The sequence below is a fragment of the Pseudomonas sp. URIL14HWK12:I12 genome (assembly GCF_003097135.1).
Classification (GTDB): domain Bacteria; phylum Pseudomonadota; class Gammaproteobacteria; order Pseudomonadales; family Pseudomonadaceae; genus Aquipseudomonas.
Genome location: NZ_QEQL01000006.1, coordinates 158,466 through 183,933 on the forward strand (window position 1 = coordinate 158,466; position 25,468 = coordinate 183,933).

At 62.5% G+C, this 25,468-nt stretch carries 24 protein-coding genes; 11 read left to right on the forward strand and 13 right to left on the reverse strand.

From position 1 onward, the window contains the following. Window positions 1–9: 9 nt before the first annotated feature. The 4 genes from proB to rplU form a co-directional block, all read right to left on the reverse strand. Window positions 10–1,128 (reverse strand): glutamate 5-kinase, encoded by a 1,119-nt coding sequence (gene proB, locus F474_RS18135; protein WP_097087687.1) that lies wholly within the window; start codon window positions 1,126–1,128, stop codon window positions 10–12. 105 nt (window positions 1,129–1,233) lie between these two features. Continuing rightward, window positions 1,234–2,454, reverse strand: a complete 1,221-nt coding sequence (gene cgtA, locus F474_RS18140; RefSeq protein ID WP_097087346.1) for an Obg family GTPase CgtA — start codon at window positions 2,452–2,454, stop codon at window positions 1,234–1,236. 169 nt (window positions 2,455–2,623) lie between these two features. Then, window positions 2,624–2,881, reverse strand: coding sequence for a 50S ribosomal protein L27 (gene rpmA / locus F474_RS18145; protein ID WP_097087344.1), 258 nt, complete (start codon window positions 2,879–2,881; stop codon window positions 2,624–2,626). Window positions 2,882–2,916: 35 nt separating this feature from the next. Next, window positions 2,917–3,228 carry a 50S ribosomal protein L21 gene (gene rplU / locus F474_RS18150; protein ID WP_097087342.1) on the reverse strand — a complete coding sequence of 104 codons (312 nt, stop codon included), beginning with the start codon at window positions 3,226–3,228 and terminating at the stop codon, window positions 2,917–2,919. 297 nt (window positions 3,229–3,525) lie between these two features. Between rplU and F474_RS18155 the strand changes: the two genes are divergently transcribed. The 3 genes from F474_RS18155 (at window position 3,526) to F474_RS18165 (ending at window position 5,219) form a co-directional block, all read left to right on the forward strand. Then, window positions 3,526–4,494 (forward strand): polyprenyl synthetase family protein, encoded by a 969-nt coding sequence (locus F474_RS18155; RefSeq protein WP_097087340.1) that lies wholly within the window; start codon window positions 3,526–3,528, stop codon window positions 4,492–4,494. A gap of 75 nt (window positions 4,495–4,569) precedes the next feature. Then, window positions 4,570–4,908, forward strand: a complete 339-nt coding sequence (locus F474_RS18160; protein ID WP_097087338.1) for a zinc ribbon domain-containing protein YjdM — start codon at window positions 4,570–4,572, stop codon at window positions 4,906–4,908. 68 nt (window positions 4,909–4,976) lie between these two features. Beyond that, on the forward strand, window positions 4,977–5,219 hold the full coding sequence (locus F474_RS18165) for a hypothetical protein (RefSeq protein ID WP_097087336.1): 243 nt from the start codon (window positions 4,977–4,979) through the stop codon (window positions 5,217–5,219). 75 nt (window positions 5,220–5,294) lie between these two features. On the opposite strand, the gene F474_RS18170 is transcribed toward F474_RS18165, so the two are convergent. The 4 genes from F474_RS18170 to F474_RS18185 form a co-directional block, all read right to left on the reverse strand. Further along, complete coding sequence (locus F474_RS18170) at window positions 5,295–5,912, reverse strand: FKBP-type peptidyl-prolyl cis-trans isomerase (RefSeq protein WP_097087334.1); 618 nt, start codon at window positions 5,910–5,912, stop codon at window positions 5,295–5,297. A 64-nt stretch (window positions 5,913–5,976) separates the two neighbouring features. Continuing rightward, window positions 5,977–6,465 carry a TIGR00645 family protein gene (locus F474_RS18175; protein WP_097087332.1) on the reverse strand — a complete coding sequence of 163 codons (489 nt, stop codon included), beginning with the start codon at window positions 6,463–6,465 and terminating at the stop codon, window positions 5,977–5,979. Between the two features lie 77 nt (window positions 6,466–6,542). Then, window positions 6,543–6,881: a hypothetical protein gene (locus F474_RS18180; RefSeq protein ID WP_097087330.1), complete on the reverse strand. Its 339-nt coding sequence runs from the start codon at window positions 6,879–6,881 to the stop codon at window positions 6,543–6,545. 76 nt (window positions 6,882–6,957) lie between these two features. Beyond that, complete coding sequence (locus tag F474_RS18185) at window positions 6,958–9,399, reverse strand: Lon protease family protein (RefSeq protein WP_097087328.1); 2,442 nt, start codon at window positions 9,397–9,399, stop codon at window positions 6,958–6,960. Between the two features lie 225 nt (window positions 9,400–9,624). Between F474_RS18185 and F474_RS18190 the strand changes: the two genes are divergently transcribed. The 4 genes from F474_RS18190 (at window position 9,625) to F474_RS18205 (ending at window position 13,035) form a co-directional block, all read left to right on the forward strand. Beyond that, on the forward strand, window positions 9,625–10,113 hold the full coding sequence (locus tag F474_RS18190; protein WP_097087326.1) for a DUF3015 domain-containing protein: 489 nt from the start codon (window positions 9,625–9,627) through the stop codon (window positions 10,111–10,113). Between the two features lie 54 nt (window positions 10,114–10,167). Then, a complete protein-coding gene (locus F474_RS18195; protein ID WP_097087324.1) occupies window positions 10,168–12,012 on the forward strand; it encodes a DUF4105 domain-containing protein in 1,845 nt (614 codons plus the stop codon). Between the two features lie 94 nt (window positions 12,013–12,106). Next, complete coding sequence (locus F474_RS18200) at window positions 12,107–12,463, forward strand: hypothetical protein (RefSeq protein WP_097087322.1); 357 nt, start codon at window positions 12,107–12,109, stop codon at window positions 12,461–12,463. A 68-nt stretch (window positions 12,464–12,531) separates the two neighbouring features. After that, complete coding sequence (locus F474_RS18205; protein ID WP_097087320.1) at window positions 12,532–13,035, forward strand: GreA/GreB family elongation factor; 504 nt, start codon at window positions 12,532–12,534, stop codon at window positions 13,033–13,035. 105 nt (window positions 13,036–13,140) lie between these two features. Here the strand turns inward: F474_RS18205 and ettA are convergent, their stop codons facing one another. After that, window positions 13,141–14,805 (reverse strand): energy-dependent translational throttle protein EttA, encoded by a 1,665-nt coding sequence (ettA, locus tag F474_RS18210; protein ID WP_097087318.1) that lies wholly within the window; start codon window positions 14,803–14,805, stop codon window positions 13,141–13,143. 336 nt (window positions 14,806–15,141) lie between these two features. Here ettA and F474_RS18215 point away from each other — a divergent pair, with 336 nt between their 5' ends. The 3 genes from F474_RS18215 (at window position 15,142) to F474_RS18225 (ending at window position 20,962) form a co-directional block, all read left to right on the forward strand. After that, window positions 15,142–18,870 carry an EAL domain-containing protein gene (locus tag F474_RS18215; RefSeq protein WP_097087685.1) on the forward strand — a complete coding sequence of 1,243 codons (3,729 nt, stop codon included), beginning with the start codon at window positions 15,142–15,144 and terminating at the stop codon, window positions 18,868–18,870. 105 nt (window positions 18,871–18,975) lie between these two features. Continuing rightward, window positions 18,976–20,229, forward strand: coding sequence for a serine hydroxymethyltransferase (gene glyA / locus F474_RS18220; protein ID WP_097087316.1), 1,254 nt, complete (start codon window positions 18,976–18,978; stop codon window positions 20,227–20,229). A 148-nt stretch (window positions 20,230–20,377) separates the two neighbouring features. Continuing rightward, a complete protein-coding gene (locus tag F474_RS18225; protein WP_097087314.1) occupies window positions 20,378–20,962 on the forward strand; it encodes a hypothetical protein in 585 nt (194 codons plus the stop codon). Here the strand turns inward: F474_RS18225 and yjiA are convergent. The 3 genes from yjiA to F474_RS18240 are packed head-to-tail and all read right to left on the reverse strand — an operon-like array spanning window position 20,959 to window position 24,265. Then, a complete protein-coding gene (yjiA, locus tag F474_RS18230; RefSeq protein ID WP_097087683.1) occupies window positions 20,959–21,933 on the reverse strand; it encodes a GTPase in 975 nt (324 codons plus the stop codon). The two genes, F474_RS18225 and yjiA, sit on opposite strands and share 4 nt — an antisense overlap. 49 nt (window positions 21,934–21,982) lie before the next feature. After that, window positions 21,983–22,183 (reverse strand): YbdD/YjiX family protein, encoded by a 201-nt coding sequence (locus F474_RS18235; RefSeq protein WP_097087313.1) that lies wholly within the window; start codon window positions 22,181–22,183, stop codon window positions 21,983–21,985. Window positions 22,184–22,195: 12 nt separating this feature from the next. After that, window positions 22,196–24,265: a carbon starvation CstA family protein gene (locus tag F474_RS18240; RefSeq protein WP_097087311.1), complete on the reverse strand. Its 2,070-nt coding sequence runs from the start codon at window positions 24,263–24,265 to the stop codon at window positions 22,196–22,198. A gap of 161 nt (window positions 24,266–24,426) precedes the next feature. Between F474_RS18240 and F474_RS18245 the strand changes: the two genes are divergently transcribed. After that, on the forward strand, window positions 24,427–24,792 hold the full coding sequence (locus F474_RS18245; RefSeq protein WP_097087309.1) for a PilZ domain-containing protein: 366 nt from the start codon (window positions 24,427–24,429) through the stop codon (window positions 24,790–24,792). On the opposite strand, the gene F474_RS18250 is transcribed toward F474_RS18245, so the two are convergent. Beyond that, window positions 24,789–25,466 carry an HAD-IA family hydrolase gene (locus F474_RS18250; protein WP_097087307.1) on the reverse strand — a complete coding sequence of 226 codons (678 nt, stop codon included), beginning with the start codon at window positions 25,464–25,466 and terminating at the stop codon, window positions 24,789–24,791. The two genes, F474_RS18245 and F474_RS18250, sit on opposite strands and share 4 nt — an antisense overlap. Window positions 25,467–25,468 lie beyond the last annotated feature (2 nt).

Genomic DNA, 25,468 nt, shown 5'->3' on the forward strand with positions numbered 1-25,468 from the left:
CGCGGCTCATCACACCAGCACCAGGTTGTCGCGGTGAACCAGTTCAGGCTCTGCCATGTAACCCAAGGCACCTTCGATGGCATCGGAGGGCAAGCCGATGATCTTTTGCGCCTCTACGGCACTGTAGTTGCTTAAGCCACGCGCCACTTCGCGACCATCCGGCGCGCGGCAAACCACCATCTCGCCGCGCCGAAACGCCCCTTCGACGGCTTTCACGCCAACGGGCAGCAAACTTTTGTTCCCATCGCGCAGCGCCTGCACGGCGCCGTTGTCGAGCGTCAGCGCACCGCGGGTTTGCAGGTGCCCGGCCAGCCACTGCTTGCGAGCCGCGACCATGCCGCGCTCCGGCGTGAGCAACGTACCCAATGGCTCACCCGCCTTCAGGCGATCGAGCACCCGCTCGATACGCCCCCCCACAATGAGGGTATGCGCACCGGACCGCGCCGCCAGGCGGGCGGCGCGCAGCTTGGTCTGCATGCCACCGCGGCCCAGCGCACCACCGGTGCCACCGGCCACGGCGTCCAGCGCAGGGTCATCGGCGCGGGCTTCGCTGATCAGCTGGGCATCGGGATTGTTGCGCGGGTCGGCGTCGAACATGCCATCGCGATCGGTGAGGATGACCAGCAAATCCGCCTCGACCAGGTTGGCCACCAGGGCGGCCAACGTATCGTTGTCACCAAAGCGAATCTCGTCGGTGACCACAGTGTCGTTCTCGTTGATCACAGGGATCACACCCAAGCCCACCAATGCACGCAGGGTACTGCGCGCATTGAGGTAGCGCTTACGGTCGGACAGGTCGTCATGGGTGAGCAGCACCTGCGCAGTGTGGCGCCCATGCTTGCCGAAGCTGGATTCCCAGGCTTGCACCAGGCCCATCTGGCCGATGGCAGCTGCCGCCTGCAGCTCGTGCATGGCACTGGGGCGGCTCGACCAGCCCAACCGGCTCATGCCGGCCGCCACAGCACCGGAAGACACCAGCACCAGCTCGATGCCCGCCTCGTGCAGAGCGATCATCTGCTCGACCCAGACAGCCATGGCCTCGCGATCCAGCCCCTTGCCATCGCCCGTCAACAGCGCGCTGCCGATCTTCACGACCCAACGCTGCGCCCCTGTCACCTTGCTCCGCATCATCTTCAACCCGATCAAATCCAATAGGGAAACAAAACGCCGCACATACGAAAACGCCGCTTGCCCAGCAGTGCAGGCAAGCGGCGTTAAGTGTACTGCAATGCGTCAATCGCGGACGTAAATGATTTCCGGGCCGTCCTCGTCGTCCTCTTCATCCCAGTCGTCGTCATCGCCGATGTCGTGAACGCTCTTCACGCCGCTGCGGCGCAGTGCACGGGCATCATCCAGCGCCTGAAGCTGGGCGCGGGCCTCATCTTCGATCTGCTGGTCGAGCTCGGCGATCTGCTCGGCGAATACCGGGTCGTTGGCCAGGCGGTCGGCGCGCTGCTCGAGGTAGTCGAGGATGTCGTAGCTGAGCTGGCGAGTGCCTTCCTTGGTGAGGGCCGACACTACATACACCGGACCTTCCCACTGCAAGCGCTCGACCACAGCCTTGACCTGCTCCTCATGCTCCTCTTCGAGCAACTGGTCACACTTGTTCAGAACCAGCCAACGATCACGATCGGCCAGCGCCGGGCTGAACTTGACCAGCTCGTTGACGATGACCTCGGCGGCATCGGCCGGGCTGCTGCCATCGAGCGGCGCCATGTCGACCAGATGCAGCAACAGGCGCGTACGCGCCAGGTGCTTGAGGAAGCGAATCCCAAGGCCCGCACCGTCGGAGGCGCCTTCGATCAGGCCGGGGATGTCGGCGATCACAAAGCTCTTCCAGCGATCAACGCTAACCACACCCAGGTTAGGCACGAGCGTGGTGAATGGATAGTCCGCCACTTTAGGCTTGGCCGCCGATACCGAGCGGATGAAGGTACTCTTGCCGGCATTGGGCAGCCCCAGCAGGCCGACATCTGCCAGCACCTTGAGCTCAAGCTTCAGGTCGCGCTGGTCGCCCGGCTTGCCGGGGGTCGTCTGGCGTGGCGCACGGTTGGTGCTGGACTTGAAACGGGTATTGCCCAGGCCGTGCCAGCCGCCCTGAGCCACCATGATGCGCTGCCCGGCCTTGACCAGGTCGCCGATCACTTCCTGGGTACCGGCATCGATGATGGTGGTGCCCACCGGCACGCGCAGCTCCAGATCTTCGCCCTTGGCGCCGGTGCAGTCGGTGCTGCCGCCGTTCTGGCCACGCTGGGCCTCGAAGTGGCGGGTGTAGCGGTAGTCGACCAGAGTGTTGAGGTTTTCGTCGGCCACCAGGTACACCGAACCGCCATCACCGCCGTCACCCCCGTTGGGGCCACCGTTCTCGATGAACTTCTCACGCCGGAAGCTCATGCAACCATTACCACCATCACCCGCCTTGACGCGGATGGATACTTCATCAACAAACTTCATGATTCACGCCTCTCGCCTCATGGCGAGCGTTGAACGAACAGAATTTAAGGCTCTTGCAAAAATGAGCGTAGCGCCACATGCCCCGACCGCCCATGCCGACCTTTGCAAGAGGCTCAGCACAAACAAAAAAGCCCTGTCGCAGGACAGGGCTTTTCCAGCGAACGCGCGATCAGGCCGCGACGACGCTCACATAGCGACGATTGAATTCGCCTTTGACTTCGAACTTGACCACGCCTTCGACTTTAGCGAAGAGGGTGTGGTCTTTGCCGATGCCAACACCGTAGCCGGCGTGGAACTGAGTGCCACGCTGACGAACGATGATGTTGCCAGCCTTGATGGCCTGGCCGCCGTAGATTTTAACGCCAAGGCGTTTACTTTCTGAGTCGCGGCCGTTACGGGTACTACCACCAGCTTTTTTGTGTGCCATGAGTTCAATACTCCTGTTGGGGCTTCAGGCGAATATCAGGCCTGAATACCGGTGATTTTGATCTCGGTGAACCACTGGCGGTGGCCCATACGCTTCATGTGGTGCTTGCGGCGACGGAATTTGATGATGCGGATTTTGTCGTGACGACCTTGCGAAACGACTTCAGCTACCACCTTGGCACCAGCGACGACAGGCGCGCCGATGTTCACGTCGTCACCATTGGCGACCAGCAGAACGCGATCGAAAGTCACGGATTCGCCAGTGGCGATCTCCAGCTTCTCGACCTTCAGGTATTCACCTTCGGCGACTTTGTATTGCTTGCCACCGGTAACGATTACAGCGTACATGGATATTTCTCCGATAATCCTGCTCACCCAGCGCTTTATAGAAGGTATGGTGGCTGGCATGGCTGCAGCGGGCTGGAAACCCTGGCTGCAATTGCGTAAGGCAGGTGATGCCCAGGAAGTTCAGGGTGCGCGATTGTACGCAACCAAAGGATGCCGTGCAAGGGCATGGCCGGCAAGACGACGGAACGCACATGCCCCGCCCTGGGGCGCGGCCCGCGCCACGCGGGGCCTTGCCTTGACAGCCCCCCAACGCGGCACCTAGCATGCCGCGCAACCTTATTGGAGCCTGAGTCGCTGATGCAACCCCAAGCTTTTTACCGTGTGGTGGCGGGCGATTTTATCGCCGTCGATGAAATCATCAAGCAGCAGCTCACTTCGCGCGTACCGCTGGTCTCTAAAATCGGCGATTACATCACCTCCGCCGGCGGCAAGCGTCTGCGCCCGTTGCTGGTGCTGCTCAGCGGCAAGGCGCTGGGCTATGCCGAGCCAGACCTGCGCCTGCTGGCAGCGACCATTGAGTTCCTGCACACCGCCACGCTACTGCACGACGACGTGGTCGACATGTCCGGCATGCGCCGCGGGCGCTCCACCGCCAATGCCATGTGGGGCAATGCCCCCAGCGTGCTGGTGGGCGACTTCCTTTATTCACGTTCCTTCGAAATGATGGTGCAGCTCGGCTCGATGCCGGTCATGCAGATTCTCTCCCACGCCACGCGAGTGATCGCCGAGGGCGAGGTACTGCAACTGACCAAGGTGCGCGACGCCAGCACTACCGAAGAAACCTACATGGAAGTGATTCGCGGCAAAACCGCGATGCTGTTCGAAGCGTCCACCCACAGCGCCGCAGCGTTGGCCAACGCTCCCCAGGCCCAGCGCGAGGCGTTGCAGCAGTTCGGCGATCACCTGGGCGTGGCTTTCCAGCTGGTCGATGACCTGCTCGACTACAAAGGCAATGCCGAGGAGCTGGGCAAGAACGTCGGTGATGACCTGGCCGAAGGCAAACCGACCTTGCCCCTGATCTACACCCTGCGTGCCGGCACGCCTGAGCAGGCCGCGCTGGTGCGCCAGGCCATCCAGAAAGGCGGCATCGACGAGCTCGAGCGTATCCGCGAGGCGGTAGACGCCTCGGGCGCATTGGCCTATACCGCCCGCCTGGCTCAGGAATACGCTGCCAAGGCCGTGGCATGCCTGGAGTTGCTCCCGGCCAGCGAGTATCGCGACGCATTGGTGGAGCTCACCGAGTTCGCCGTCGCCCGCACCCACTGATCCACCTAGTGCCCCTGCGCCACGGCCCGGTTCACCCCGGCCGTGGCGCTTTCTTTTCCCTTTCGAGGCCATGCCATGAGCACCTTGCCCCCCTGCCCCCAGTGCAACAGTGAATACACCTACGAAGACGGCACCCAGCTGGTGTGCCCGGAATGCGCCCATGAGTGGCAGGCGGGCGCCGCCCCAGCCGAGGACGACAGCGCTCAGGTGCGCGATTCGGTGGGCAATGTCCTGCAGGACGGCGACACCATCACCGTGATCAAGGACCTGAAGGTCAAAGGCACTTCCCTGGTGGTGAAGGTCGGCACCAAGGTCAAGAACATCCGCCTGTGCGATGGCGACCATGACATCGATTGCAAGATCGACGGCATTGGCGCGATGAAGTTGAAATCGGAGTTTGTCCGCAAGGCCTGACCGACGTCACTTGCATTCTTGAAAATAGGAATTATTCTCATTGAAAGCTAACTTTCAAGGAGAATGCCATGACCTACCTCATCGATGCCTGGCTCGACCGCCCGCAGCCTTACCTACGGATACTCCATCGGGAAACCGGCGAGGTGTGCGCTGTGCTGGAGGCGGAGGCGCTGGAAGAGTTGCAGGACCAGGGCGATCTGGATTTCGCCGGGCTGCACTCCAGTGAGCCGCTGGTGCTCAAGGAGCTGGTGAGGAACCTGTTTCTGTTCTGCTATGCCCGAGCCTTGCGCCCGGGCATGGCGTTGCACTGAATGCTACCCAGCGCTTGGCGAGGCAAACCGCGCATGCTCAAGGCCACGTGTGGCTCTGGAGCATGCGCAGCCGTTTTACAGAACTTCCAGCAGCTCGACGTCGAACACCAGCGCGCTGTGCGGCGGGATGCTGCCAACGCCCTGCGCGCCGTAGGCCAGCTCGCTCGGCACGTACAGGCGCCACTTGCTGCCGGCGTTCATCAGTTGCAGCGCTTCGGTCCAGCCAGCGATCACGCCACCCACTGGAAATTCGGCAGGCTCACCACGCTGGTAGGAGCTGTCGAACACCGAACCGTCGATCAGAGTGCCGTGGTAGTGGGTGCGTACAGTGCTTTCACGGGTCGGCTGGGCGCCTGCACCGCTGTTGATCACTTCGTACTGAAGCCCCGACGCCAGCGTGGTCACGCCTTCGCGCTTGCCGTTCTCGGCCAGGAACGCGCGGCCTGCTTCGGCCGCGGCGGCTGCCTTGGCTTCGGCCTCGGCCTGCATCACTTCACGGATCTTGCGGTAGCTCTCGTTCAACGCCTGGGCGTCGACACGGCTGGCCTGGCCATTGAAGGCATCGGACAGGCCAGCGATGATCGCTTCCAGGCTGGCGCCCGGCGGCGGATTATCACGGATCTGGTCGCCCAGCTGGCGGCCGATCCCGTAGCTTACGCGGGCTTCGTCGGTGGACAGGTTGACTTCGGACATGCAGCAGCTCCGTCATGGGGCCGCAACGGGCGGCCCGGCAAAAAGGGTTGGGCAGCCTACCACATCAGTGCTTGGTGAGCTTATCCAGCAGCCCCATGGCGCAAGCGGAAACCACGAACGTCATGTGGATGATCACGTACCACATCAAGCGCTCGGAAGGGATATTGCCCGCGTCCATGAACATGCGCAGCAGGTGGATCGACGAAATCGCCACGATCGAGGCGGCGACTTTCATCTTCAACGAGCTGGAGTCCATCTTGCCCAGCCAACTGAGCTTTTCGGACCCCTCGTCGATGTCCAGCTGGGAGACGAAGTTTTCGTAACCGGAGATCATCACCATCACCAGCAGCCCCCCGACCAACGCCATGTCGATCAACGACAGCAGCACCAGAATCAGGTCGGCCTCGGCGAGGTCGAACACATGCGGAAGCACATGCAGCACCTCCTGGAAAAACTTAAGGCCCAGTGCCAGCAGGCCGAGAGAAAGGCCCAGGTAGATAGGTGCCAGTAGCCAGCGTGAGGCGTACATGACCTTTTCGAGCAAGCGTTCCATAGTGCGGTGAACCAGCGGCCGTAGAAAGGCCGCCAGTATACCGGGAGAGCAGGCTCAAAGCAGGCTGCGGCCGAGTGTCACTCCGGCTGGTAAAGCGACTCGCCCAGGTGGCGGCCACGCTCGGCGTTGATTTTGCGCAGCTCGCCGTGCAGGTGAAGGTTCCAGATCTGTGGGTCTTCGTCGACCTGGTAGCCATGCAGCGTCAGGCTGTCGACAATTGCCCCCAGCACAGACTCGGCCACCTTCGGCCCACGAAAAGGGCCTTGGGCCTTGACCGCCGATGGTTGTTCGCCGGCCATCCCGGCGGCGAACAACAGCGTCCAGATCCCTTGCTCACCGGCTACCGGCCGGATCATGCATTCAATACGGGTTTGCAGCCCCAGGCATTTGCGGGACAGGCTCAAAGCGTGTTCCATGCGCTTGCTCCCTCACGGCGTTGGCCAATGGTCTATTGAGCATAGAAGACCACGCCGGTTCCGTCCCGCCCGCCGATCACTGGCAAGGCTTGACCTCCGCCAGCGCTTCGACGTGATGCTCCTTCTCCGCTTCCTTGAGTTCCTCTTCGCTCACCACCTCGGCGATGGCGCGCAAACGCTCCACCACGCGGGCATTCACACTGCCCTCAGGGAACTGGCCGTCGTCGTCTGGAGTGCCAGCATCCTGCCCTACCAGCAGGCTTAGTGCCTCGTCGGCCTGGCTGACCGCATACACATGGAAACGCCCTTCGCTCACGGCCCTGACCACCCGCTCATCCAGCATCAGGGTGGCCACGTTCGCTTTCGGAATGATCGCCCCTTGCTCGCCGGTCAGCCCCCGGGCTTCGCACAACCTGAAGAAGCCTTCGATCTTTTCGTTCACGCCGCCCACTGCCTGCACTTCGCCAAACTGGTTGATCGACCCGGTGATCGCGAAGCACTGCTTGAGCGGGGTTTTCGACAACGCCGAAATCAACGTGCACGCCTCGCCCAGCGAGGCACTGTCGCCATCGACGTAGCCATAGGACTGCTCCAGCGCGATGCTGGCCGAAATTGCCAGGGGAAACTCCTGGGCATAGCGGCTGCCCAGGTAGCCGGTGAGAATCATCACACCCTTGGAGTGGATCGGCTGGCCCAGGTTGACCTCACGCTCGATGTCGACGATGCCGCTGCCGCCAGGGTAAACGGTGGCGGAAATGCGTGCCGGTACACCGAAGGCCGAGTCGCCCACTTCCAGCACTGTCAGCCCATTGCACTTGCCCACCGCGGCGCCGTCGGTATCGATCAGCACGATCCCGGCCAGCATGTCGTCGAGGATACGCGCAGACACCCGACCGGTACGCGTGGCCTTGGCCTTGAGGGCACGCTCGATGTGGCCGGCATCGGTGCGCTCGTCACCGGCGACCTGGCGAATGAAGTCTGCCTCGCTCACCAGCTGGAACAAATCGCCGATACGGGCCGACAGCCGCCCCTGGTGCTCGGCCAAGCGCGCGCTGTAGGTCGCCAGGCGCGCCACGGCGTCTGCGCTCAAAGGCGCCATGCCTTCCTCCGAGGTGCGGGTCTTGAGCAATTGGGCGAACTGTTCGAGGCTGTCATCACCCATAGGGATGTCTTCGTCGAAGTCCACCAGCACCCGGAACATCTCCTGGAAGTCCGAATCATGGTCTTGCAGCGCGTAGTAAATCTGCCGGGAGCCGACGATCACCACCTTGACCTGCAAAGGGATCATCTGCGGTGCGAGCGTAACGGTGGCCAGGCGGCCGTATTCGCCCACGGGCGATTCCATCTTGAGCTTGCGCGATTGCAACGCTCGCTTGAGCGCCTCCCACACGAACGGCTCGCTGAGGAGTTTTTCCGCCTCCAGGATCAGAAAGCCCCCGTTGGCCTGGTGCAACGCACCCGGGCGCAGCTGCCGATAGGAGGTATAGAGCGCACCCTGGTCGGTGCTGTACTCGATGCGCCCGAACAAGTTGTCGTAGGTGGGGTGAGGCTCGAACACTACCGGTGCACCGGCACCTGCCGAATGGCCGGCGACCATACTGGGTGCGTATTGCTCCTCGAGCATCTTGCGCGCCACTGCGTCGTTCTTCGGCTCATCGACGAACTGCTCGACCACCGTGCGCAACAGGTTGACCTGCATCGCTTGCAGATAGGCGCAGACGCCAGCGTTCTCGGCGTATTTTTCCGATAACGGCGCCAGCAAAGGCTGCAGGGCCAGCGTAATGGTCTCTTCGTTGAGCTGGCGCAACTGGTTGCTCGACTCGCGCTTCCACTGCGGCAGGCTGGCCAGCTCTTCATTCAGGCGCTCTTCAAGCCCGGAAATATCTTCGTGGAAGCGCTCGCGTTCGGCGTCGGGCAGCTGTGAGAACTCTGCTTCATCCAACGCCTTGCCTTCGAGCATCGGGGTGAAGGCGATGTTGCTGCTGTCGCGATACAGCGCCACGTTCTTTTCCAGCGCGGCACGCTCGATCACGTCCAGCGCGCGGTCATAGCGCTGGTTGAAAGCGCGGTCGATGGCGCTTTTCTTCTGCTGGAACGACGGATGCTCGAACACCGCCGGGAAGGTGGCCAGCAGGTTGTCGATCAAGCCATTGATGTCGGCCACCAGCTCACCGGCGCTGCCTGGCGGCAGTTCCAGTGCCTTGGGGTTGCGCGGCTCGTCGAAGTGGTTCACATAGAGCCAATCGCAGGGGGTTTGCAGGCGCTTGGCTTCGGTTTTCAGGTACCGCTTGGCAAACGAAAAGCGGCCAGTGCCCGGCTCACCCATCACGAAGACGTTATAGCCAGGGCGGGGCATGGCCACGCCGAATTGCAGGGCCTCGACCGCGCGCTCCTGGCCCAGCACCCCTCGAAACGGTTCGAGATCATCGGTGCTGGCGAAGTGAAACTGCTCGGCGGTAAAAGGCCGCGCGAGCGCTTCGGGAGACAGGCGCAAACGGGTGGCGACAGAGTCAGGCATCGGGTGTCCTTGTTCGTGCGAGGCAGATGGCGGCATTCTGGCGCCCTCCCCCGGTGCCACGCAAGGCATGTTCAGAGCGCACCGCACGGTTTGAGGCGTGGTAGTTTTTTATTTTTTTCCGTACGCGATGGAGCGGAACCGCTCAATATGAGCCAGACTCCAAAGCGCGTGGCCGCTCCTGCAGTCGGCCCAGCCAATGGATCACACAACGACGAGAACAACGCTATGAAACGGATTCTGCTCGGTACTCTGCTCACCGCCGCCTCGCTCAACGCCATGGCCCAGGCCCCAGGTGGCCCGGACTGCGGTTGGGGCAACATGTTGTTCGAAGGCCAGCGTGGCACCCCCGCCCACTTCCTGGCTTCCACCACCAACGGCACCTCGGGTAACGCCACCTTCGGCATGACCAGCGGCACCAACGGCTGCAGCACCAACGGTGCGCTCACCTATGGCGGCAAGTCGTGGATCGCCATGAATGGCATGATGAACGAACTCTCCGAGGACATGGCCAAGGGCCAAGGCGAAGCGCTCACCACCTACGCGGTGGTCATGGGTGTCAAGCCTGAAGACCGTGCCTACTTCGAGTCCGTGACCCACAGCCACTTCAGCCAGATCTTCAGCAGCGCCGACGTGACTGCCGAAGACGTGCACAACAACACCCTGAGTGTCATGAAGGGCGATGCTCGCCTGGCCAAGTACGCCGAACAGGCCTGACCCTCACCCGCCCTGCCCCTCGCGGGCAGGGCTCGATCCGCTGGAACCCCCTGAATGCGCAAATGCCTGGCTTGGCTGGCACTGTTGCTGTGCGCCCCGCTCCACGCCGCAACCACCCCCGACATCGAACGCCTGGCTCAGGCGCCCTACTGGCTATCGCTGGGTCATTACACCCCTGCAAAAGGCGGCGGCTGGCGCAGCTATGTCGATGACGAATCGTTCTTTCTGGCACCTGATGGCGCCCACCATCCAGACGCTGAGCTCAAAGCCACCCTTGCAGCGCTCTATGCGCCGGCAACCTCCGCCGACCGCCACGCACAGTGCCGTTATCCCGCGCGCACCCGCTGGCTGAAAGCCCAGCTTTCGCTCACCGACCTGCCCCAGGTGAAGTGCGCGGAGTTCGACCAGTGGTTCCAGGCCATCGCACCGGCCAGCACGGTTCTGGTCTTTCCCGCTGCCTACCTGAACAGCCCCTCTTCGATGTTCGGCCATACGCTGCTGCGCATCGACCAGGCCGACACCCGCGCCAACCAGACCGCGCTGCTGAGCTACGCGATCAACTTCGGTGCCTATGTGGCACCTGGCGACAACAGCATCCTTTACGCCTGGAAGGGCCTGGCCGGCGGCTACCCGGGCTTGTTCTCACTGGTGCCTTACCAGCAGAAGCTTGCCGAATACAACAGCCTGGAAAACCGCGACCTGTGGGAGTACCACCTCAACCTCACCGCCGAGGAAACGTCGCGGATGGTGGAGCACGTCTGGGAGCTGCGCCAGGTCCGCTTCGATTATTACTTCTTCGACGAAAACTGCTCGTACCGCTTGCTCGAGCTGTTGCAGGTCGCCCGCCCCGGGCTGGAGCTGACCTCGCAATTTCCGCTGACCGCGATCCCTACCGATACGGTAAAAGCCGTCAAGCGCGCCGGCCTGATCGCCTCGACCGACTACCGCCCCTCGCGCGAGCGAGAACTGCTGAGCCGGGCCGAACCGCTGACGTCCGAAGAGAACCAGTGGGCGCTGCGCCTTTCCGAAAACACCACGCTGCTGCAATCGCCTAAGTTCAGGGCGTTGCCCGCTGACCGCCGGGCCTTGATCGAAGACACGGCCTACCGCCTGGAACGCTACCGCGCCACTGGGCAGGCGCGTGACCCGAACCGCGCGCAGCGCAGTTTCGAGCTGTTGCGGGCCATGAACGAGCAGCCGCCGCCACCTCTGGAGCTAACCCGCCCTGGCCTGCCTGAAGAGGGGCACCCCTCGCGTACCTGGAGCGCGGGGGTGGGCAGCCGCGATGGCCAGGCGTTCGGTGAGTACGGGCTGCGCATGGCCTATCACGACCTGGCAGACAACAGCTACGGCTTCCCATTGGGTGCGCAGATCGAAATCCTGGGCCTAAAACTGCGCCAGTACGAAGGCAATCACTGGCAGCTGCAGCGCCTGGACCTCGCCAATATCCGTTCACTAACGCCGCGCACCGCGCTGTTGCAGCCGCTTTCGTGGCAAGTGGGCGGTGGGCTGGAGCGAGTGCCTGGCCGCCACGGGGACCAGGCCCTGGCTACGCACCTGAGCGGCGGCGCAGGCGGCACCTGGGCGCTGGCAGACCAGGCGCTGTTCTACGCCATGGGTACGGCACGGGTGGAGCACAACAATGATTTTGCCGCCTTTGCAGTGCCTGCTGCCGGTTTTGACAGCGGCATCCTGTGGCGCAACGGGCTCGGCAACCTGACACTAGAGGCCAAGGGCGACTACTTTACCAATGGCGAAGTGCGCAGGCGCCTGAGCATCGGGCAACAGTGGGAACTGACGAGCGACCTGGGCCTGCGGCTGACCGCAGGGCGGGACTTCACCCATTTGGGGGGTGCCCGTAACGAGGCGATGCTTGAACTGCGCTGGTACCACTACTGAGCCTTCGCACGGCGTTGACGAAAAACCCACCGGGGAGGGTCTAAGCTTTACCTGACCCGGGCAATTCGCTCGTGGCTCCGTGAGGTATCGGACGATGAAGCGGTATGGGTGTGCACTGGCGCTCATGGCAGCGCTTGCAGGCTGCCAAAGTGCGCATGATCAGATGGTTCAGCAAGGCTACCCGCCTGCGTTTGCTGATGGCTATCACGACGGTTGCAGCAGCGGCCGCGCAGCCGCTGCATCCTTCGGTGGTGCCTATGTCAAGAATGTACCCCGCTACACCAGCGACAAGCTCTATGGCGGCGGTTGGGACGATGGTTTTCGGCAATGCCAGGCCCAGGCGGTCAGCCGGGACCAGCAGGAAGTGCAGAACCGGGTGCTCAACGATCGCGACCGTGAGTGGGAGCAGGAAAAAACCCGCATGCTCTATCGCGCCTATCACGGCAACTGAGCGTAGCTTCAGGTTTTCGGAAACCCCGCTGCTCGGCGAAGGCCTAATGCTTCAAGGAAGGAGAGATCATGAGCCGTGCATTTGTGAATGAAGACCAAGCCGCTGCTCAGGCCAGCACGCCGGTGCAGCGTCACATCAGTGACCAACCCAACTACGTGACCGAGAGCGGCCAGGCACAGTTACATGCGCGCGTGGCGGAGCTCAACGCCCTGCGCAGTGAGCAGCTGGCACTGGGGGAACGGGGTGACAGGCAGGCAATGGCCGACTTGGAGCGCGACCTGGGCTACTTCCAGCAACGCTTGGCCAGTGCACGAGTGGTGCCACCGGTCACCGCGACCGACAAGGTGCAGATTGGTAGCTGGGTCACGTTCGCCGATGAAAACGACGACCACACCCAGGTTTGCCTGGTGGGTGAGGATCAGGCCGACGTCGCGGTGGGGCTGATCAATTGGGCGTCGCCGCTGGGCAAGGCGCTGCTGGGCGCGCGTGAGGGCGATGAGGTGAAGTGGTCACGGCCGGCAGGCGATGCGCTGATCGAGATCGTGCGGATAAGCGCGACCCCCGCGCCGTAAGCGCCTGCCCACTCAGGCACCACCCCCGAAATCTGCCCCCGCCGCAGTACGGCAGGGGCATTCGATGGCGCGAAGCAGGCTTGCCGGGCATGGCAAGCCTTGGGCTCAGGCCAGGCTCTTGTAACGAACGCGCTTGGGCTGGGCAGCGGCATCACCCAGGCGTTTCTTGCGGTCGGCTTCGTACTCGGTGTAGTTGCCTTCGAAGAACACCACTTGCGAGTTGTCTTCGTACGCCAGGATGTGCGTCGCCACCCGGTCAAGGAACCACCGGTCGTGGGAGATCACTACCGCGGCGCCAGGGAAGTCCAGCAATGCTTCTTCCAGAGACCGCAGCGTCTCGACGTCGAGGTCGTTGGAAGGCTCATCGAGCAACAGCACGTTGCCGCCCTCTTTGAGGGTCAGCGCCATGTGCAGGCGGCCTCGCTCACCACCGGACAAGTCCTTGACAAACTTCTGCTGGTCGCCGCCTTTGAAGTTGAAGCGGCCCACATAGGTGCGCGACGGGATTTCATAGCTGCCGATGCGAATCACATCGGAGCCACCGGAGACCTGCTCGAACACTGTCTTGCTGCCGTCGAGGTCTTCACGGCTTTGGTCGACGCACGCCAGTTGCACTGTGTCGCCGATCTCGATGCTGCCCGAATCGGGTTGCTCCTTGCCCATGAGCATGCGGAACAAGGTGGATTTACCGGCGCCATTACCGCCGATCACGCCGACAATGGCACCTTTGGGAATGGAAAATGACAGGTCATCGATCAACACGCGATCACCGTAGCCCTTGGTGACGTTCTTGAATTCGATGACCTTGTCACCCAGGCGGGGGCCGGCGGGAATGTAGATCTCGTTGGTTTCGGCGCGCTTCTGGAATTCTTGCGACTGCATTTCTTCGAAACGGGCCAGGCGCGCCTTGGACTTGGCCTGGCGAGCCTTGGCGCCCTTGCGAACCCACTCCAGCTCTTCCTTCATGGCTTTTTCGTGGGCCGATTGCTGCTTGCTCTCCTGAGCCAGGCGCTCGGACTTGGTTTCGAGCCAGCCGGAGTAGTTGCCTTCGTAAGGGATGCCCGCACCGCGGTCGAGTTCGAGAATCCAGCCGGCAACGTTGTCGAGGAAGTAACGGTCGTGGGTGATGGCCACCACGGTACCGGGGAAGTTGTGCAGGAACTGCTCAAGCCAGGCGACCGAGTCGGCATCCAGGTGGTTGGTCGGCTCGTCGAGCAGCAGCATGTCGGGCGCCGACAGCAGCAGGCGGCACAACGCCACGCGGCGCTTTTCGCCACCGGACAGGTGCTCGACCTTGGCGTCCCATGCCGGCAGGCGCAGGGCGTCAGCGGCTACTTCCAGCTGGCGCTCCAGGTTGTGGCCGTCGCTGGCCTGCAGGATCGCCTCCAGCTTGGCCTGCTCGGCGGCCAGCTTGTCGAAATCGGCATCGGGCTCGGCGTAGGCAGCGTAGACCTCGTCGAGGCGAGCCTGGGCATCCTTGACCACCGAAACAGCTTCTTCGACCACTTCGCGAACGGTCTTGGACGGGTCAAGTTGTGGCTCTTGAGGCAGATAACCTACATTGAGATCCGGCATCGGGCGGGCCTCGCCGTCGAACTCTTTGTCGACCCCGGCCATGATCCGCAGCAATGTGGATTTACCCGCCCCGTTCAAGCCCAGCACGCCGATCTTGGCGCCGGGGAAGAAGGACAGCGAGATGTTCTTGAGGATTTCACGTTTCGGCGGAACGACCTTGCTCAGCCGATGCATGGTGTAGACGTATTGGGCCATGGAAAACCTGACTTGGGTGACGATGACAATGGTCAACGATAACTGGACGCAAGCGAGCGCTTGCCAAGGCCGTCAAAGCTACCGGAATGCGACGCCGTGGGCAAACGGCCGACAAACAGGGCTGGCACTTTGCCACGGCAAGCCTCATGCTATTTCGTCGCTCGCCAAGGACCCGGTACACGACTATTTCACGTCTCGTTTCCCGTCATCCGCACGGTTCCAGCGCAGGTATACCCGTTGAGCACTTTGCCCAAGCCCACATTGCGCCATCAGGCTGCCAAGCCCGCACGCCACTGGTCGGGTTCGCTGCGTGCCTCCTTGGCATTGCTCGTTCTGATGCTGACCGGGCTGCTGTTCTGGCAACTGCTGGATCAGTACTTTCGCAGTGAGCAGGCCGAGCACGACCGTGCCGTCGAGTTTGCCACCTCCCAGGCCGACCACCTGGGCATGAGCATGGCACTGCTGGCCCAGACCGCGCTCAATCAATTGGCCAACGCCGACGACCCGGTCGGTGCGGTAAACCGCCCGGCTCTGCTTGAACGACTCCGTGAAACGTCGCCAGCGCTGATGGGCGTGGCATGGATCGATGCCGAAGGCGCCCCACGAGGTGCGACCCCCTTGGCCAGCGATACCTTGAACGATCTGCTGGTGCGCGCTGGTGCCAGCACTTACTACTACGCCCAAGGGCCTGACAGCAAAAGCCTGGTACTGCTGCTCGAAGAACCTTCGGCCTCAGTGCGCGGGCATTGGCTGTTGACGTTCAGCCAGGCGGTGTTCAATCAATTGGCCCAGGACATTCAGCAAGCACACGGCCGCGCGTGGCTGCTGGAAAACAGTGCAACGGGGCAAGTGGTGTATCGCAGCGGCCCGCCCGGCGGCACGCAACCGGTCAGTGACGAGGAGCGGCGCCAGAGCGTGCTCGTTGCACCAATGGCTGGCAGCGATTGGGCAATGCGCGGCCTGTTCGACGCAGAGGGGGCGCGTGTTGCGCTGTTCAAGGGCCTGGCCGGCAAATTGCTGCTCGGCGCGCTTTGCGCGATTTTGCCTGCTTTGGTACTGCGCGACATCCGCCGCCGTCAACGCGCCTTGCACGAAGGCAAACGCCGCTATCACGATATTTTCGAGGGGGCTGGCGTGGGCCTTTGCGTGCTGGACCTCGCCGCCCTGCGCGCCGCATTGCACAGCCAAGGGATCGACAGCCCTGAACAACTGGCACGGTGGCTTCTGCAAAAGCCTGAGCATCGGCCGGCCCTTCTAGGCGCCATGCGCATCTGCGAAGCCAATCACCTGGCCCTCGAGCTGCTCGCGGTGGCAGATGCCGCCCAGTTGCACGAGCGGCTGTTCGGCGCCGGCGAAGGTACAACCCCGCTGGTCACTTCATTGCTGGACCTGGCACTGGGGCAACCGTATACCCCTGAAGTGGACCTGCTGACCCGCGACGCCCAAGGTAATACCCAGCACCTGTGGTTCGCGTTGCGCCCCAGCGCCGAAGCTGAAGCAGACGAAGTGGTGCTGAGCCTGGACGATATCACCCAGCGCAAACAGGCCGAGATGTCGCTCGCCGAACGCGAAGCGTTCTGGGCCGAAGTGATCCGAACCGTTCCTGACCACCTCTACGTGGCCGATGTGCGTAATCGTTCGTTGCTCTACAGCAACGAGCACCTGGGCTTGTCGTTGGGCTACAGTGAAAGCGAGCTGGAGCACATGGGGCCCAGTTACTGGGAGAACCTGCTGCATCCGGATGACCTGCCGCGGGCCATGTCCCTGCGTCAACATCAGCGCGACACAGGCTACAGCGCTGCACTGCACACCCAATTGCGGTTTCGTCACAAGGAAGGGGGCTGGCGGCGTTTCGAGATTCGTGAGCAGACCCTCAGCACCGATGACAGTGGCCGGGTGGCCCGAATCATCGGCGTGGCCAAGGACATCTCCGAACAGGTCGAGGCCAGCCAGTCGCTGCTGGAGAGCGAGCGGCGCTACCGCTTGCTGGCCGAAAGCATCAGTGATGTGATCTTTTCCACAGACAGCCAGCTGGCGCTCAATTACGTCAGCCCTTCGGTAGTGGCAGTGCTGGGCTACGAAGTCGATACGGTCTTCGAGCATGGATGGCAGTCGATCATCGCCAACCCCGCGCAACTTCAGAAGCTGCAGACACTGCTGGAGCGTGTCGCCAGCGCCTTGGGCAACCCCCCGGCGCTGGCCGAGCTGCGCCAGCAGGTCAAGACCGAGTTTTTCCTGTTCGACTGCCTGCGTGCAGACGGCCGCAAGATCCCTATCGAACTGCGCCTGGTGCTGATCTGGGACGAGAAGGACAATTTCGAAGGCATCCTTGGCGTGGGCCGCGACGTGAGCCAGCAGCGCCGGGCCGAAAAAGACCTGCGCATGGCGGCCACCGTGTTCGAACATTCGACCTCGGCGATCATCATCACTGACCCGGCCGGCTATATCGTGCAAACCAACGAGGCTTTCTCGCGGGTGACCGGCTACTCGGCCGACCAGGTGCTCGACCAACTGCCCAACCTGCTGACCGTGCCAGACCAGCAGCAAGCGCATTTGCAGTATGTGGTTCGCCAGCTCGGTGAGCGCGGCAGCTGGGAAGGTGAAATCTGGCTCAAGCGGCGCAATGGCGAACGGTACCCGGCCTGGGTGGGTATCACGGCCGTGTTCGACGATGAAGGCGACCTGGCCAGCTACGTCTGCTTTTTCAGCGATATCAGCGAGCGCAAGGCCAGCGAGCAGCGTATCCATCGCCTGGCCTACTACGACGCCCTCACCCACCTGCCCAACCGCACGTTGTTCCAGGACCGCCTGCACAATGCCTTGCAACAGGCCGAGCGGCAGAAGACCTGGGTGGTGCTGATGTTCCTGGACCTGGACCGCTTCAAGCCGATCAACGATTCGCTCGGCCATGCCGCAGGCGATCGCATGCTCAAGGACATGGCCTCCCGGCTGCTGGCCTGCGTAGACGATGACGACACTGTGGCACGCATGGGCGGTGACGAATTCACGCTCCTTCTGCAACCGCGCGCCAGCCGGGAACAGGCGCTCAACCGCGCGGTGCATGTGGCCGAGCAGATTCTGGGGAGCCTGGTGCGGCCCTTCGTGCTGGAAGGGCGAGAGTTTTTCGTGACCGCCAGTATCGGCATTGCTCTGAGCCCGCAAGACGGTAATGAGCTCTCGCAGCTCATGAAGAACGCCGACACGGCGATGTATCACGCCAAGGAGCGCGGCAAGAACAACTTCCAGTTCTACCAGGCCGACATGAACGCTTCGGCGCTGGAGCGCCTGGAGCTGGAGAGCGACCTGCGCCACGCCTTGGAGCAGCGGGAGTTCGTGCTGTATTACCAGCCCCAATTCAGTGGCGACGGGCGCCGCCTGACCGGCGCCGAGGCCCTGCTGCGCTGGAACCACCCACGGCGCGGCCTGGTGCCGCCGGGCGACTTCATTCCGGTGCTCGAAGAGCTTGGCCTGGTCGTGGATGTGGGCGAATGGGTGCTGCACGAAGCCTGTCGCCAGCTCAAGGCCTGGCACCAGGCGCGGGTGAGGGTGCCGAAGGTCTCGGTGAACATCTCGGCACGGCAGTTCGCCGACGGCCACCTGGGCAAGCGCATAGCCAGCATTCTGCAAGAAACCGAGCTGCCCCCTGCGTGCCTTGAGCTGGAGCTGACCGAAAGCATCCTGATGCGGGAGGTCAACGAGGCCATGCAGATCCTGGCAAGCCTCAAGCAGCTGGGGCTGTCGATTGCGGTAGACGACTTTGGCACCGGCTATTCGTCGCTGAACTACCTCAAGCAGTTCCCGATCGACGTGTTGAAGATCGACCGCACCTTCGTCGACGGCCTGCCCGATGGGGAGCAGGATGCACAGATCGCAAGGGCGATCATCGCCATGGCCCACAGTCTGAACCTGGCAGTAATCGCCGAAGGGGTCGAAACCCACGACCAGCTGGGCTTCCTGCGCGAGCATGGGTGCGACGAAGTGCAAGGGTATCTGTTCGGGCGCCCGATGCCGGCCAATCGCTTCGCCGGGCAGTTCAGCAACGATGCGTTGTTTATGCTGGAGTGAGTGAGCGGCGATCAGGGCCGGCATGACCGCTGCTCATGTGCCAGAACAAGGTGAATCGGTTAGAATGCGCGCCTTATTACCACTGCCGATCCCCGAGGACCGCCCATGTTCAGCCGTGATTTGACCCTTGCCAAGTTTGACGCCGACCTGTTCGCCGCCATGGAACAGGAAGCTCGCCGCCAGGAAGAGCACATCGAGCTGATCGCCTCGGAGAACTACACCAGCCCCGCGGTGATGGAAGCCCAAGGCTCAGCGCTGACCAACAAGTACGCCGAGGGTTACCCAGGCAAGCGCTACTACGGGGGTTGCGAGTACGTAGACGTCGTCGAGCAGTTGGCCATCGACCGCGCCAAGGAACTGTTCGGCGCTGACTACGCCAACGTTCAGCCACATGCTGGCTCCCAGGCCAACGCCGCCGTTTACCTGGCGCTGCTGCAGGCGGGCGACACCATCCTGGGCATGAGCCTGGCCCACGGCGGCCACCTGACCCACGGTGCGTCGGTGTCTTCCTCAGGCAAACTCTACAATGCCGTGCAGTACGGCATCGACGGCAACGGCTTGATCGACTACGACGAGGTCGAGCGCCTGGCGGTCGAGCATAAGCCAAAAATGATCGTTGCCGGTTTCTCGGCCTATTCGCAAAAGCTCGATTTCGCCCGCTTCCGCGCCATCGCCGACAAGGTAGGTGCCTACCTGTTCGTCGACATGGCTCACGTGGCTGGCCTGGTCGCTGCAGGCGTGTACCCCAACCCGATTCCGTTTGCCGACGTGGTCACCACCACCACCCACAAGACCCTGCGCGGCCCGCGTGGCGGCCTGATCCTGGCGAAGAAGAACGAAGAGATCGAGAAGAAGCTCAACTCGGCCGTGTTCCCAGGTGCCCAGGGTGGCCCGCTGGAGCACGTGATCGCAGCCAAGGCCGTATGCTTCAAGGAAGCGCTGCAGCCTGAGTTCAAGCAGTATCAGCAGCAAGTGGTCAAGAACGCCCAAGCCATGGCCGAAGTGTTCATCCAGCGCGGTTTTGACGTGGTATCTGGCGGTACCGAGAACCATCTGTTCCTGCTGTCACTGATCAGCAAGGACATTTCCGGTAAAGATGCTGACGCCGCCTTGGGCCGCGCCCACATCACCGTGAACAAGAACTCGGTGCCCAACGACCCGCGCTCCCCGTTCGTCACCTCCGGCCTGCGCTTCGGCACCCCGGCAGTCACCACCCGTGGCTTCAAGGAAACCGAATGCCGCGAGCTGGCCGGCTGGATTTGCGACATCCTCGAAGACCTGAACAACGAAGCGGTGATCGACGCCGTTCGCAGCAAGGTCGCTGATATCTGCAAAAAGCTGCCGGTCTACGGCAACTAAGCACCTCGCAATCGCACACCAAAGCCCGGCCTCGCGCCGGGCTTTGCATACGGGGCGCCTGCCTCGGATGCCCTTCCCGCTTAGCCTGCGTGCAACCCTGCCCTAGCCTCCCCGTCGCGATTTCGCATTCTTCAGACGGAGCCGGCACATGCAAAACGATATATCACTTTCCTTCACCGCCACGTTGCATCTGGATCAACACCCCGTGTGCATTCTGAGTGAGCACACCACGGGCCCTATGACGATCATCCACCCCTATACTCTGCAGCTCGTAGAGTTGGCCAAAGCTCTGGGCATACTCATCGGCCCAGACCACGCTTGGCAAGAGGATCGCGCGGTCGGCCTGATCGATTTTCACCTTGCCTCCGAGCCCGTTGCCACCACGTTCTACTTCAGACATGTGCAAGGCCTGTATCGGCTTTACGTCCGCAATGGCGAGCACCATGGCCAAGGCATCTATCGCCCCGGCAACCTGCCTCAGGCACAGGCGGTCGTGGGGCAAGACCCTAGCCTGTGGGCAGTTCTACGCGCTGGCGAAGGCGGCACCCCGTGCACGCTCGCCGAGTTGGATGCCAACAGCCAGATTCATCTTGAGAAAAGCAGCAGCGGGAGCACGTTGGCCATGCTGGGCATCGGGATCGGTATAGGCGGCTTTCTTCAAGCCACCAAAACCGACCCTGCGGCCACGTTGACCCTGAATATCATCGAGCGTGAAGTCGACTGGCTGGGTTAAAGCTGCTCGAAAGCGATACGTATCTGCTCTTCGGGCAGTTCATCCCCGATGAACACAATCACGCTTTCCCGCGCCTGGCCCTCTTCCCAAGCGCGGTCCCAATCGAAGCCATAAAGCTTGAGCACGCCCTGGAACACCAGGCGCCGATCTTCCCCCTGAATATTCAATACACCCTTGTAGCGCAGCAATTGCCGGCCGTGGTCTTCCAGCAGTTGATTCATGAAGTCGCTAAGGCGGTCGATATCCAGCGGCGCCCCTCGGCGCAACACCAGGCTGCGGATTCGATCATGGCTCACGCCTTTGGCCACAGGCTTGAACGTCAAGCCTGAGCCGACATCGGCATTGAGATTGAAACCGCGAATGTCGAGCAGCTCCGGAAGGTCGATTTCGCCGTGCTCGACCACGCGGATGGGCGCGCGCGGGTTGATGCGCCCCAGCCGTGCGCTCAAGGCCGCGAAGGTTTCAGGGCTGACCAAGTCGGTTTTGCTCACCAGCAAGCGGTCGGCGAACCCTACCTGGGCCTGGGCGATCGTCTGTTTCAGGTGCTCCTCGGCATGAGCGGCGTCTACCAACGTGACGACCCCATCGAGCAGGTAGCGCTCGCGGATGTCCTCATCGGTGAAGAAAGTCTGCGTCACGGGCGCGGGGTCTGCCAGCCCTGTGCATTCGATGACCAGCCGCTCGAAATGGATGGCCCCGCTGTCCAGGCGCTGTAGTAGAAAACGCAGGCCTTTTGTGAGGTCGGAGTTGACGCTGCAGCAGACACAGCCGTTGGCCAGGGTCAGCACCTGCACCGCATCGTCCCCGAGCAATTCGGTATCGATGCCGGTTTCGGCGAATTCGTTTTCGATAACAGCCAGCTTCAGGCCATGCTCGGCCTTGAGCAGGTAGCGCAACAAGGTGGTTTTACCCGCACCGAGAAAGCCGCTGAGAATGGTGACAGGGATCGGGTTCACGAAACCTCCAGGCATGAAAACGCTGCGGCCAGCATCCACTGGCCGCAGCGAAGGTGAACGAACGTCAGCAGCAGCGCGGCGAGCCCTTACCTCCACCGTAGCGTGCTTCCTGGCGTTCCCGGAAGAACGCCTCGTAGCTCATCACCGGCTGGTCAGGGTGCTTTGTGCTCATGTGCTCCACGTAGTTGTCGTAGTCAGGCATGCCCACCATCAGCCGAGCCGCCTGGCCGAGGTACTTGCCCAGCTTGCCCAGGTCATTGAACATGCGCCGCGCCCCTCATTGTTGGCCCCCTAGCGCCTGGAACGGCGCTTCTTTGTCAGTGCGTTCCTTGCGGCCCAGCGCCTTGTAGCCGGTGCGCAGGGCGAAAATCAGCACGCTGAACACCACCACCAGGAACAGCACCGTCAGCGTGGCATTGGTGTAGGCGTTGACCATCACCTGATGCATCTGCTCGGCGCTCTTGGCCGGCGCCAGCACCTGGCCGGCGGCCAGCGCATCGCTGTATTTGCGGGCCAAGGCCAGGAAGCCCACGGCTGGGCTCGGGTCGAGCAGCTTGATCAGGCCCGCAGCGGTGGTGCAGATCAGCAGCCACAGAGCAGGCAGCAGCGTCACCCACACGTAGCGCTCGCGCTTCATCTTGATCAACACGACAGTGCCAAGCATCAGGGCAATGCCGGCCAGCATCTGATTGGAGATACCGAACAGCGGCCACAAGGTGTTGATGCCCCCCAGCGGATCGACCACACCCTGATACAGCAGGTAACCCCACAAGGCCACGCACCCTGCGGTACCCACCATGTTCGCGCCCCAGGATTCGGTGCGCTTGAGCGACGGAACGAAGGTGCCGAGCAGGTCTTGCAGCATGAAGCGACCGGCGCGTGTACCCGCGTCTACAGCGGTCAGGATGAACAGGGCTTCGAACAAGATCGCGAAGTGGTACCAGAAAGCCATGGTGTTCTGGCCAGGCAGCACCTGATGAAGGATTTGAGCGATGCCCACCGCCAGCGTGGGCGCACCGCCGGCGCGCGCCAGGATGGTGTGCTCACCGATATCGTTAGCCACCGCCTGCAGTGCATCCGGGGTGATGGTAAAGCCCCAGCTGCTCACCGCTGCGGCCACCGATGTGACATCGGTACCCACCACGGCAGCAGGGCTGTTCATCGCAAAGTAAACGCCCGGCTCGATCACCGAAGCTGCCACCATCGCCATGATCGCCACAAATGACTCCATCAGCATGCCGCCGTAGCCGATGTAGCGGGCGTTGACTTCGTTGTCCAGCAGCTTGGGCGTAGTGCCCGAGGAAATCAGCGCGTGGAAGCCCGACACCGCGCCGCAGGCGATGGTGATGAACAGGAACGGGAACAGCGTGCCCTTCCATACCGGGCCGGTGCCGTCGGTGAACTGGGTCAGGGCCGGCATCTTCAGCTCTGGCATGGTGATCAGGATGCCGATCGCCAGGGCGATGATGGTGCCGATCTTGAGGAAGGTAGAGAGGTAGTCACGCGGGGCGAGGATCAGCCACACCGGCAGCACGGCGGCCACAAAGCCGTAGCCGATCAGCATCCAGGTGATCTGCACGCCAGTGAAAGTGAAGGCTTTGGCCCAGGTGGGGTCGGCCGCCACCTGGCCACCCAGGTAGATTGACAGCAGCAACAGCACCACGCCGATCAACGAGATTTCACCGATACGGCCGGGGCGGATGTAGCGCATGTAGACGCCCATGAACACCGCGATCGGGATGGTCGCCATGACCGTGAACACACCCCATGGGCTTTCGGCCAAGGCTTTGACCACGATCAGCGCCAGCACCGCAAGGATGATGATCATGATCAGGAAGCACCCGAACAGCGCAATGGTGCCCGGGATCTGGCCCATTTCCTCGCGCACCATGTCGCCGAGCGAGCGGCCGTTGCGGCGCGTAGAAAGGAACAGCACCACGAAGTCTTGCACGGCGCCGGCAAACACAACCCCGGCGATCAACCACAAGGTACCGGGCAGGTAGCCCATCTGAGCCGCCAGTACAGGGCCGACCAATGGCCCGGCACCGGCGATGGCCGCGAAATGGTGGCCGAACAGAATATGTTTATTGGTGGGCACATAGTCGAGCCCGTCGTTGTTGACCACCGCTGGCGTCGCTCGGCGAGGGTCGAGTTGCATCACCTTGTTGGCGATGAACAGGCTGTAGTAACGGTACGCGACCAGGTACAGCGCGACCGCCGCGACCACGATCCACAAGGCATTGATTGATTCACCCCGGCGCAAAGCGACCACGCCAAGGGCACAGGCTCCTATCACCGCCAGCGCGAGCCATGGTAAATGGCGGGCTGGGCTTGCTGTGTTCTTCATAGTTATTTTTATCCGGCAGAGGGGTTTTCGAGGACCACGCCGTGAGTCTAGCCAGACTCGAAGGAAATCTCATCCCCACGTTGGTCTAGAGCGGCTCGTGCCGGTTGCCGCGCCTGCCCTACAACTGGGCTATAGTCAGCCAACGCCAAGGAGTGTTTCAAATGAGCCAAGAACGCCGTCGTTTCACCCGCATCGGTTTCGACAAGCCCACCCTGATCGCACAGGGCGGTGCCACCTGGCCTGTGCAGTTGCTGGACATTTCACTGAAGGGGCTGCTGGTGCAGCGGCCGGACGACTGGGCTGGCGACGCCAGCCAGCCGTTCGGTGCGCAAATCGACCTGGGCAACCAGGCGATGGTGAAGATGGAGGTGACCCTCGCTCACGATGAAGGCGAGCATTTGGGGTTCCAGTGCGCGCAGATCGATATCGAGTCGGCCACCCATTTGCGCAGGCTGGTGGAGCTCAACTTGGGCGACCCTGCGGAGCTTGAGCGTGAGCTGGGAGCGTTGGTGGCCCCTGCCCCTTAATCCAAGGCTGGTAGCCCCCACTGCTCTGGCTCGAACGCCAGCAGGCTTTCGAGCCTACCATCGGCGTGAGTGTACTTCTCCGGGTCCATCGCCGAATCCGGAACCGCCAGTGCATACATACCGGCCGCTTTGGCCGCCGTCACGCCAAAGGGCGAATCCTCGAACACCAGGCAATCGGCCGGCGCCACTCCCAGGCGCCGGGCGGCGGTGAGGAAGATATCCGGCGCCGGCTTGGCGGCGGTCACTTCCGGGTCGTCGGCGGTGACGATGGTGTCGAACAACGCGAACCATTCCTTGTGCTGCGCCGTTTTGAGTTCGAAATAGCCGCTCGAGGAGCTGGTACCGACCGCGACCGGAATACCGTGGGCCTTCAGGTGCCGCACCAGCGCCTCGGCCCCCGGCATGCCCAGCGCGGCGGGGAAACGCTCGACCATCAGCGGTTTGCGCACCTCCAGGAACTCGTCCACCGAGATCGGCAGGCCGAGGTTTTCCACCACGTAGGTGGCCAGGTCACGTGAGCCACGGCCGATGATGTGCTGCTTGTGCTCCCAACCGAAGGTCTTGCCATATCGCCCGGCGATGATCTGCGTGACTTCGGTGTAGATGCCCTCGGTGTCGAGCAGCAGGCCGTCCATGTCGAAGATCACGGCTTTGATGAGAGGGCGTTGGTTCATGG

What these genes read in the sequence shown, in the direction of transcription:
- F474_RS18225 (WP_097087314.1), top strand. Translation starts at nt 20,378, where the DNA reads ATGCAAAACGATATATCACTTTCCTTCACCGCCACGTTGCATCTGGAT.
- F474_RS18165 (WP_097087336.1), top strand. Translation starts at nt 4,977, where the DNA reads ATGACCTACCTCATCGATGCCTGGCTCGACCGCCCGCAGCCTTACCTA.
- F474_RS18185 (WP_097087328.1), bottom strand. Translation starts at nt 9,399, where the DNA reads ATGCCTGACTCTGTCGCCACCCGTTTGCGCCTGTCTCCCGAAGCGCTC.
- F474_RS18155 (WP_097087340.1), top strand. Translation starts at nt 3,526, where the DNA reads ATGCAACCCCAAGCTTTTTACCGTGTGGTGGCGGGCGATTTTATCGCC.
- glyA (WP_097087316.1), top strand. Translation starts at nt 18,976, where the DNA reads ATGTTCAGCCGTGATTTGACCCTTGCCAAGTTTGACGCCGACCTGTTC.
- proB (WP_097087687.1), bottom strand. Translation starts at nt 1,128, where the DNA reads ATGCGGAGCAAGGTGACAGGGGCGCAGCGTTGGGTCGTGAAGATCGGC.
- F474_RS18160 (WP_097087338.1), top strand. Translation starts at nt 4,570, where the DNA reads ATGAGCACCTTGCCCCCCTGCCCCCAGTGCAACAGTGAATACACCTAC.
- F474_RS18215 (WP_097087685.1), top strand. Translation starts at nt 15,142, where the DNA reads ATGCTGACCGGGCTGCTGTTCTGGCAACTGCTGGATCAGTACTTTCGC.
- F474_RS18205 (WP_097087320.1), top strand. Translation starts at nt 12,532, where the DNA reads ATGAGCCGTGCATTTGTGAATGAAGACCAAGCCGCTGCTCAGGCCAGC.
- cgtA (WP_097087346.1), bottom strand. Translation starts at nt 2,454, where the DNA reads ATGAAGTTTGTTGATGAAGTATCCATCCGCGTCAAGGCGGGTGATGGT.
- F474_RS18250 (WP_097087307.1), bottom strand. Translation starts at nt 25,466, where the DNA reads ATGAACCAACGCCCTCTCATCAAAGCCGTGATCTTCGACATGGACGGC.
- F474_RS18175 (WP_097087332.1), bottom strand. Translation starts at nt 6,465, where the DNA reads ATGGAACGCTTGCTCGAAAAGGTCATGTACGCCTCACGCTGGCTACTG.
- F474_RS18180 (WP_097087330.1), bottom strand. Translation starts at nt 6,881, where the DNA reads ATGGAACACGCTTTGAGCCTGTCCCGCAAATGCCTGGGGCTGCAAACC.
- F474_RS18190 (WP_097087326.1), top strand. Translation starts at nt 9,625, where the DNA reads ATGAAACGGATTCTGCTCGGTACTCTGCTCACCGCCGCCTCGCTCAAC.
- F474_RS18170 (WP_097087334.1), bottom strand. Translation starts at nt 5,912, where the DNA reads ATGTCCGAAGTCAACCTGTCCACCGACGAAGCCCGCGTAAGCTACGGG.
- rpmA (WP_097087344.1), bottom strand. Translation starts at nt 2,881, where the DNA reads ATGGCACACAAAAAAGCTGGTGGTAGTACCCGTAACGGCCGCGACTCA.
- F474_RS18240 (WP_097087311.1), bottom strand. Translation starts at nt 24,265, where the DNA reads ATGAAGAACACAGCAAGCCCAGCCCGCCATTTACCATGGCTCGCGCTG.
- rplU (WP_097087342.1), bottom strand. Translation starts at nt 3,228, where the DNA reads ATGTACGCTGTAATCGTTACCGGTGGCAAGCAATACAAAGTCGCCGAA.
- F474_RS18235 (WP_097087313.1), bottom strand. Translation starts at nt 22,183, where the DNA reads ATGTTCAATGACCTGGGCAAGCTGGGCAAGTACCTCGGCCAGGCGGCT.
- F474_RS18200 (WP_097087322.1), top strand. Translation starts at nt 12,107, where the DNA reads ATGAAGCGGTATGGGTGTGCACTGGCGCTCATGGCAGCGCTTGCAGGC.
- ettA (WP_097087318.1), bottom strand. Translation starts at nt 14,805, where the DNA reads ATGGCCCAATACGTCTACACCATGCATCGGCTGAGCAAGGTCGTTCCG.
- yjiA (WP_097087683.1), bottom strand. Translation starts at nt 21,933, where the DNA reads ATGCCTGGAGGTTTCGTGAACCCGATCCCTGTCACCATTCTCAGCGGC.
- F474_RS18195 (WP_097087324.1), top strand. Translation starts at nt 10,168, where the DNA reads ATGCGCAAATGCCTGGCTTGGCTGGCACTGTTGCTGTGCGCCCCGCTC.
- F474_RS18245 (WP_097087309.1), top strand. Translation starts at nt 24,427, where the DNA reads ATGAGCCAAGAACGCCGTCGTTTCACCCGCATCGGTTTCGACAAGCCC.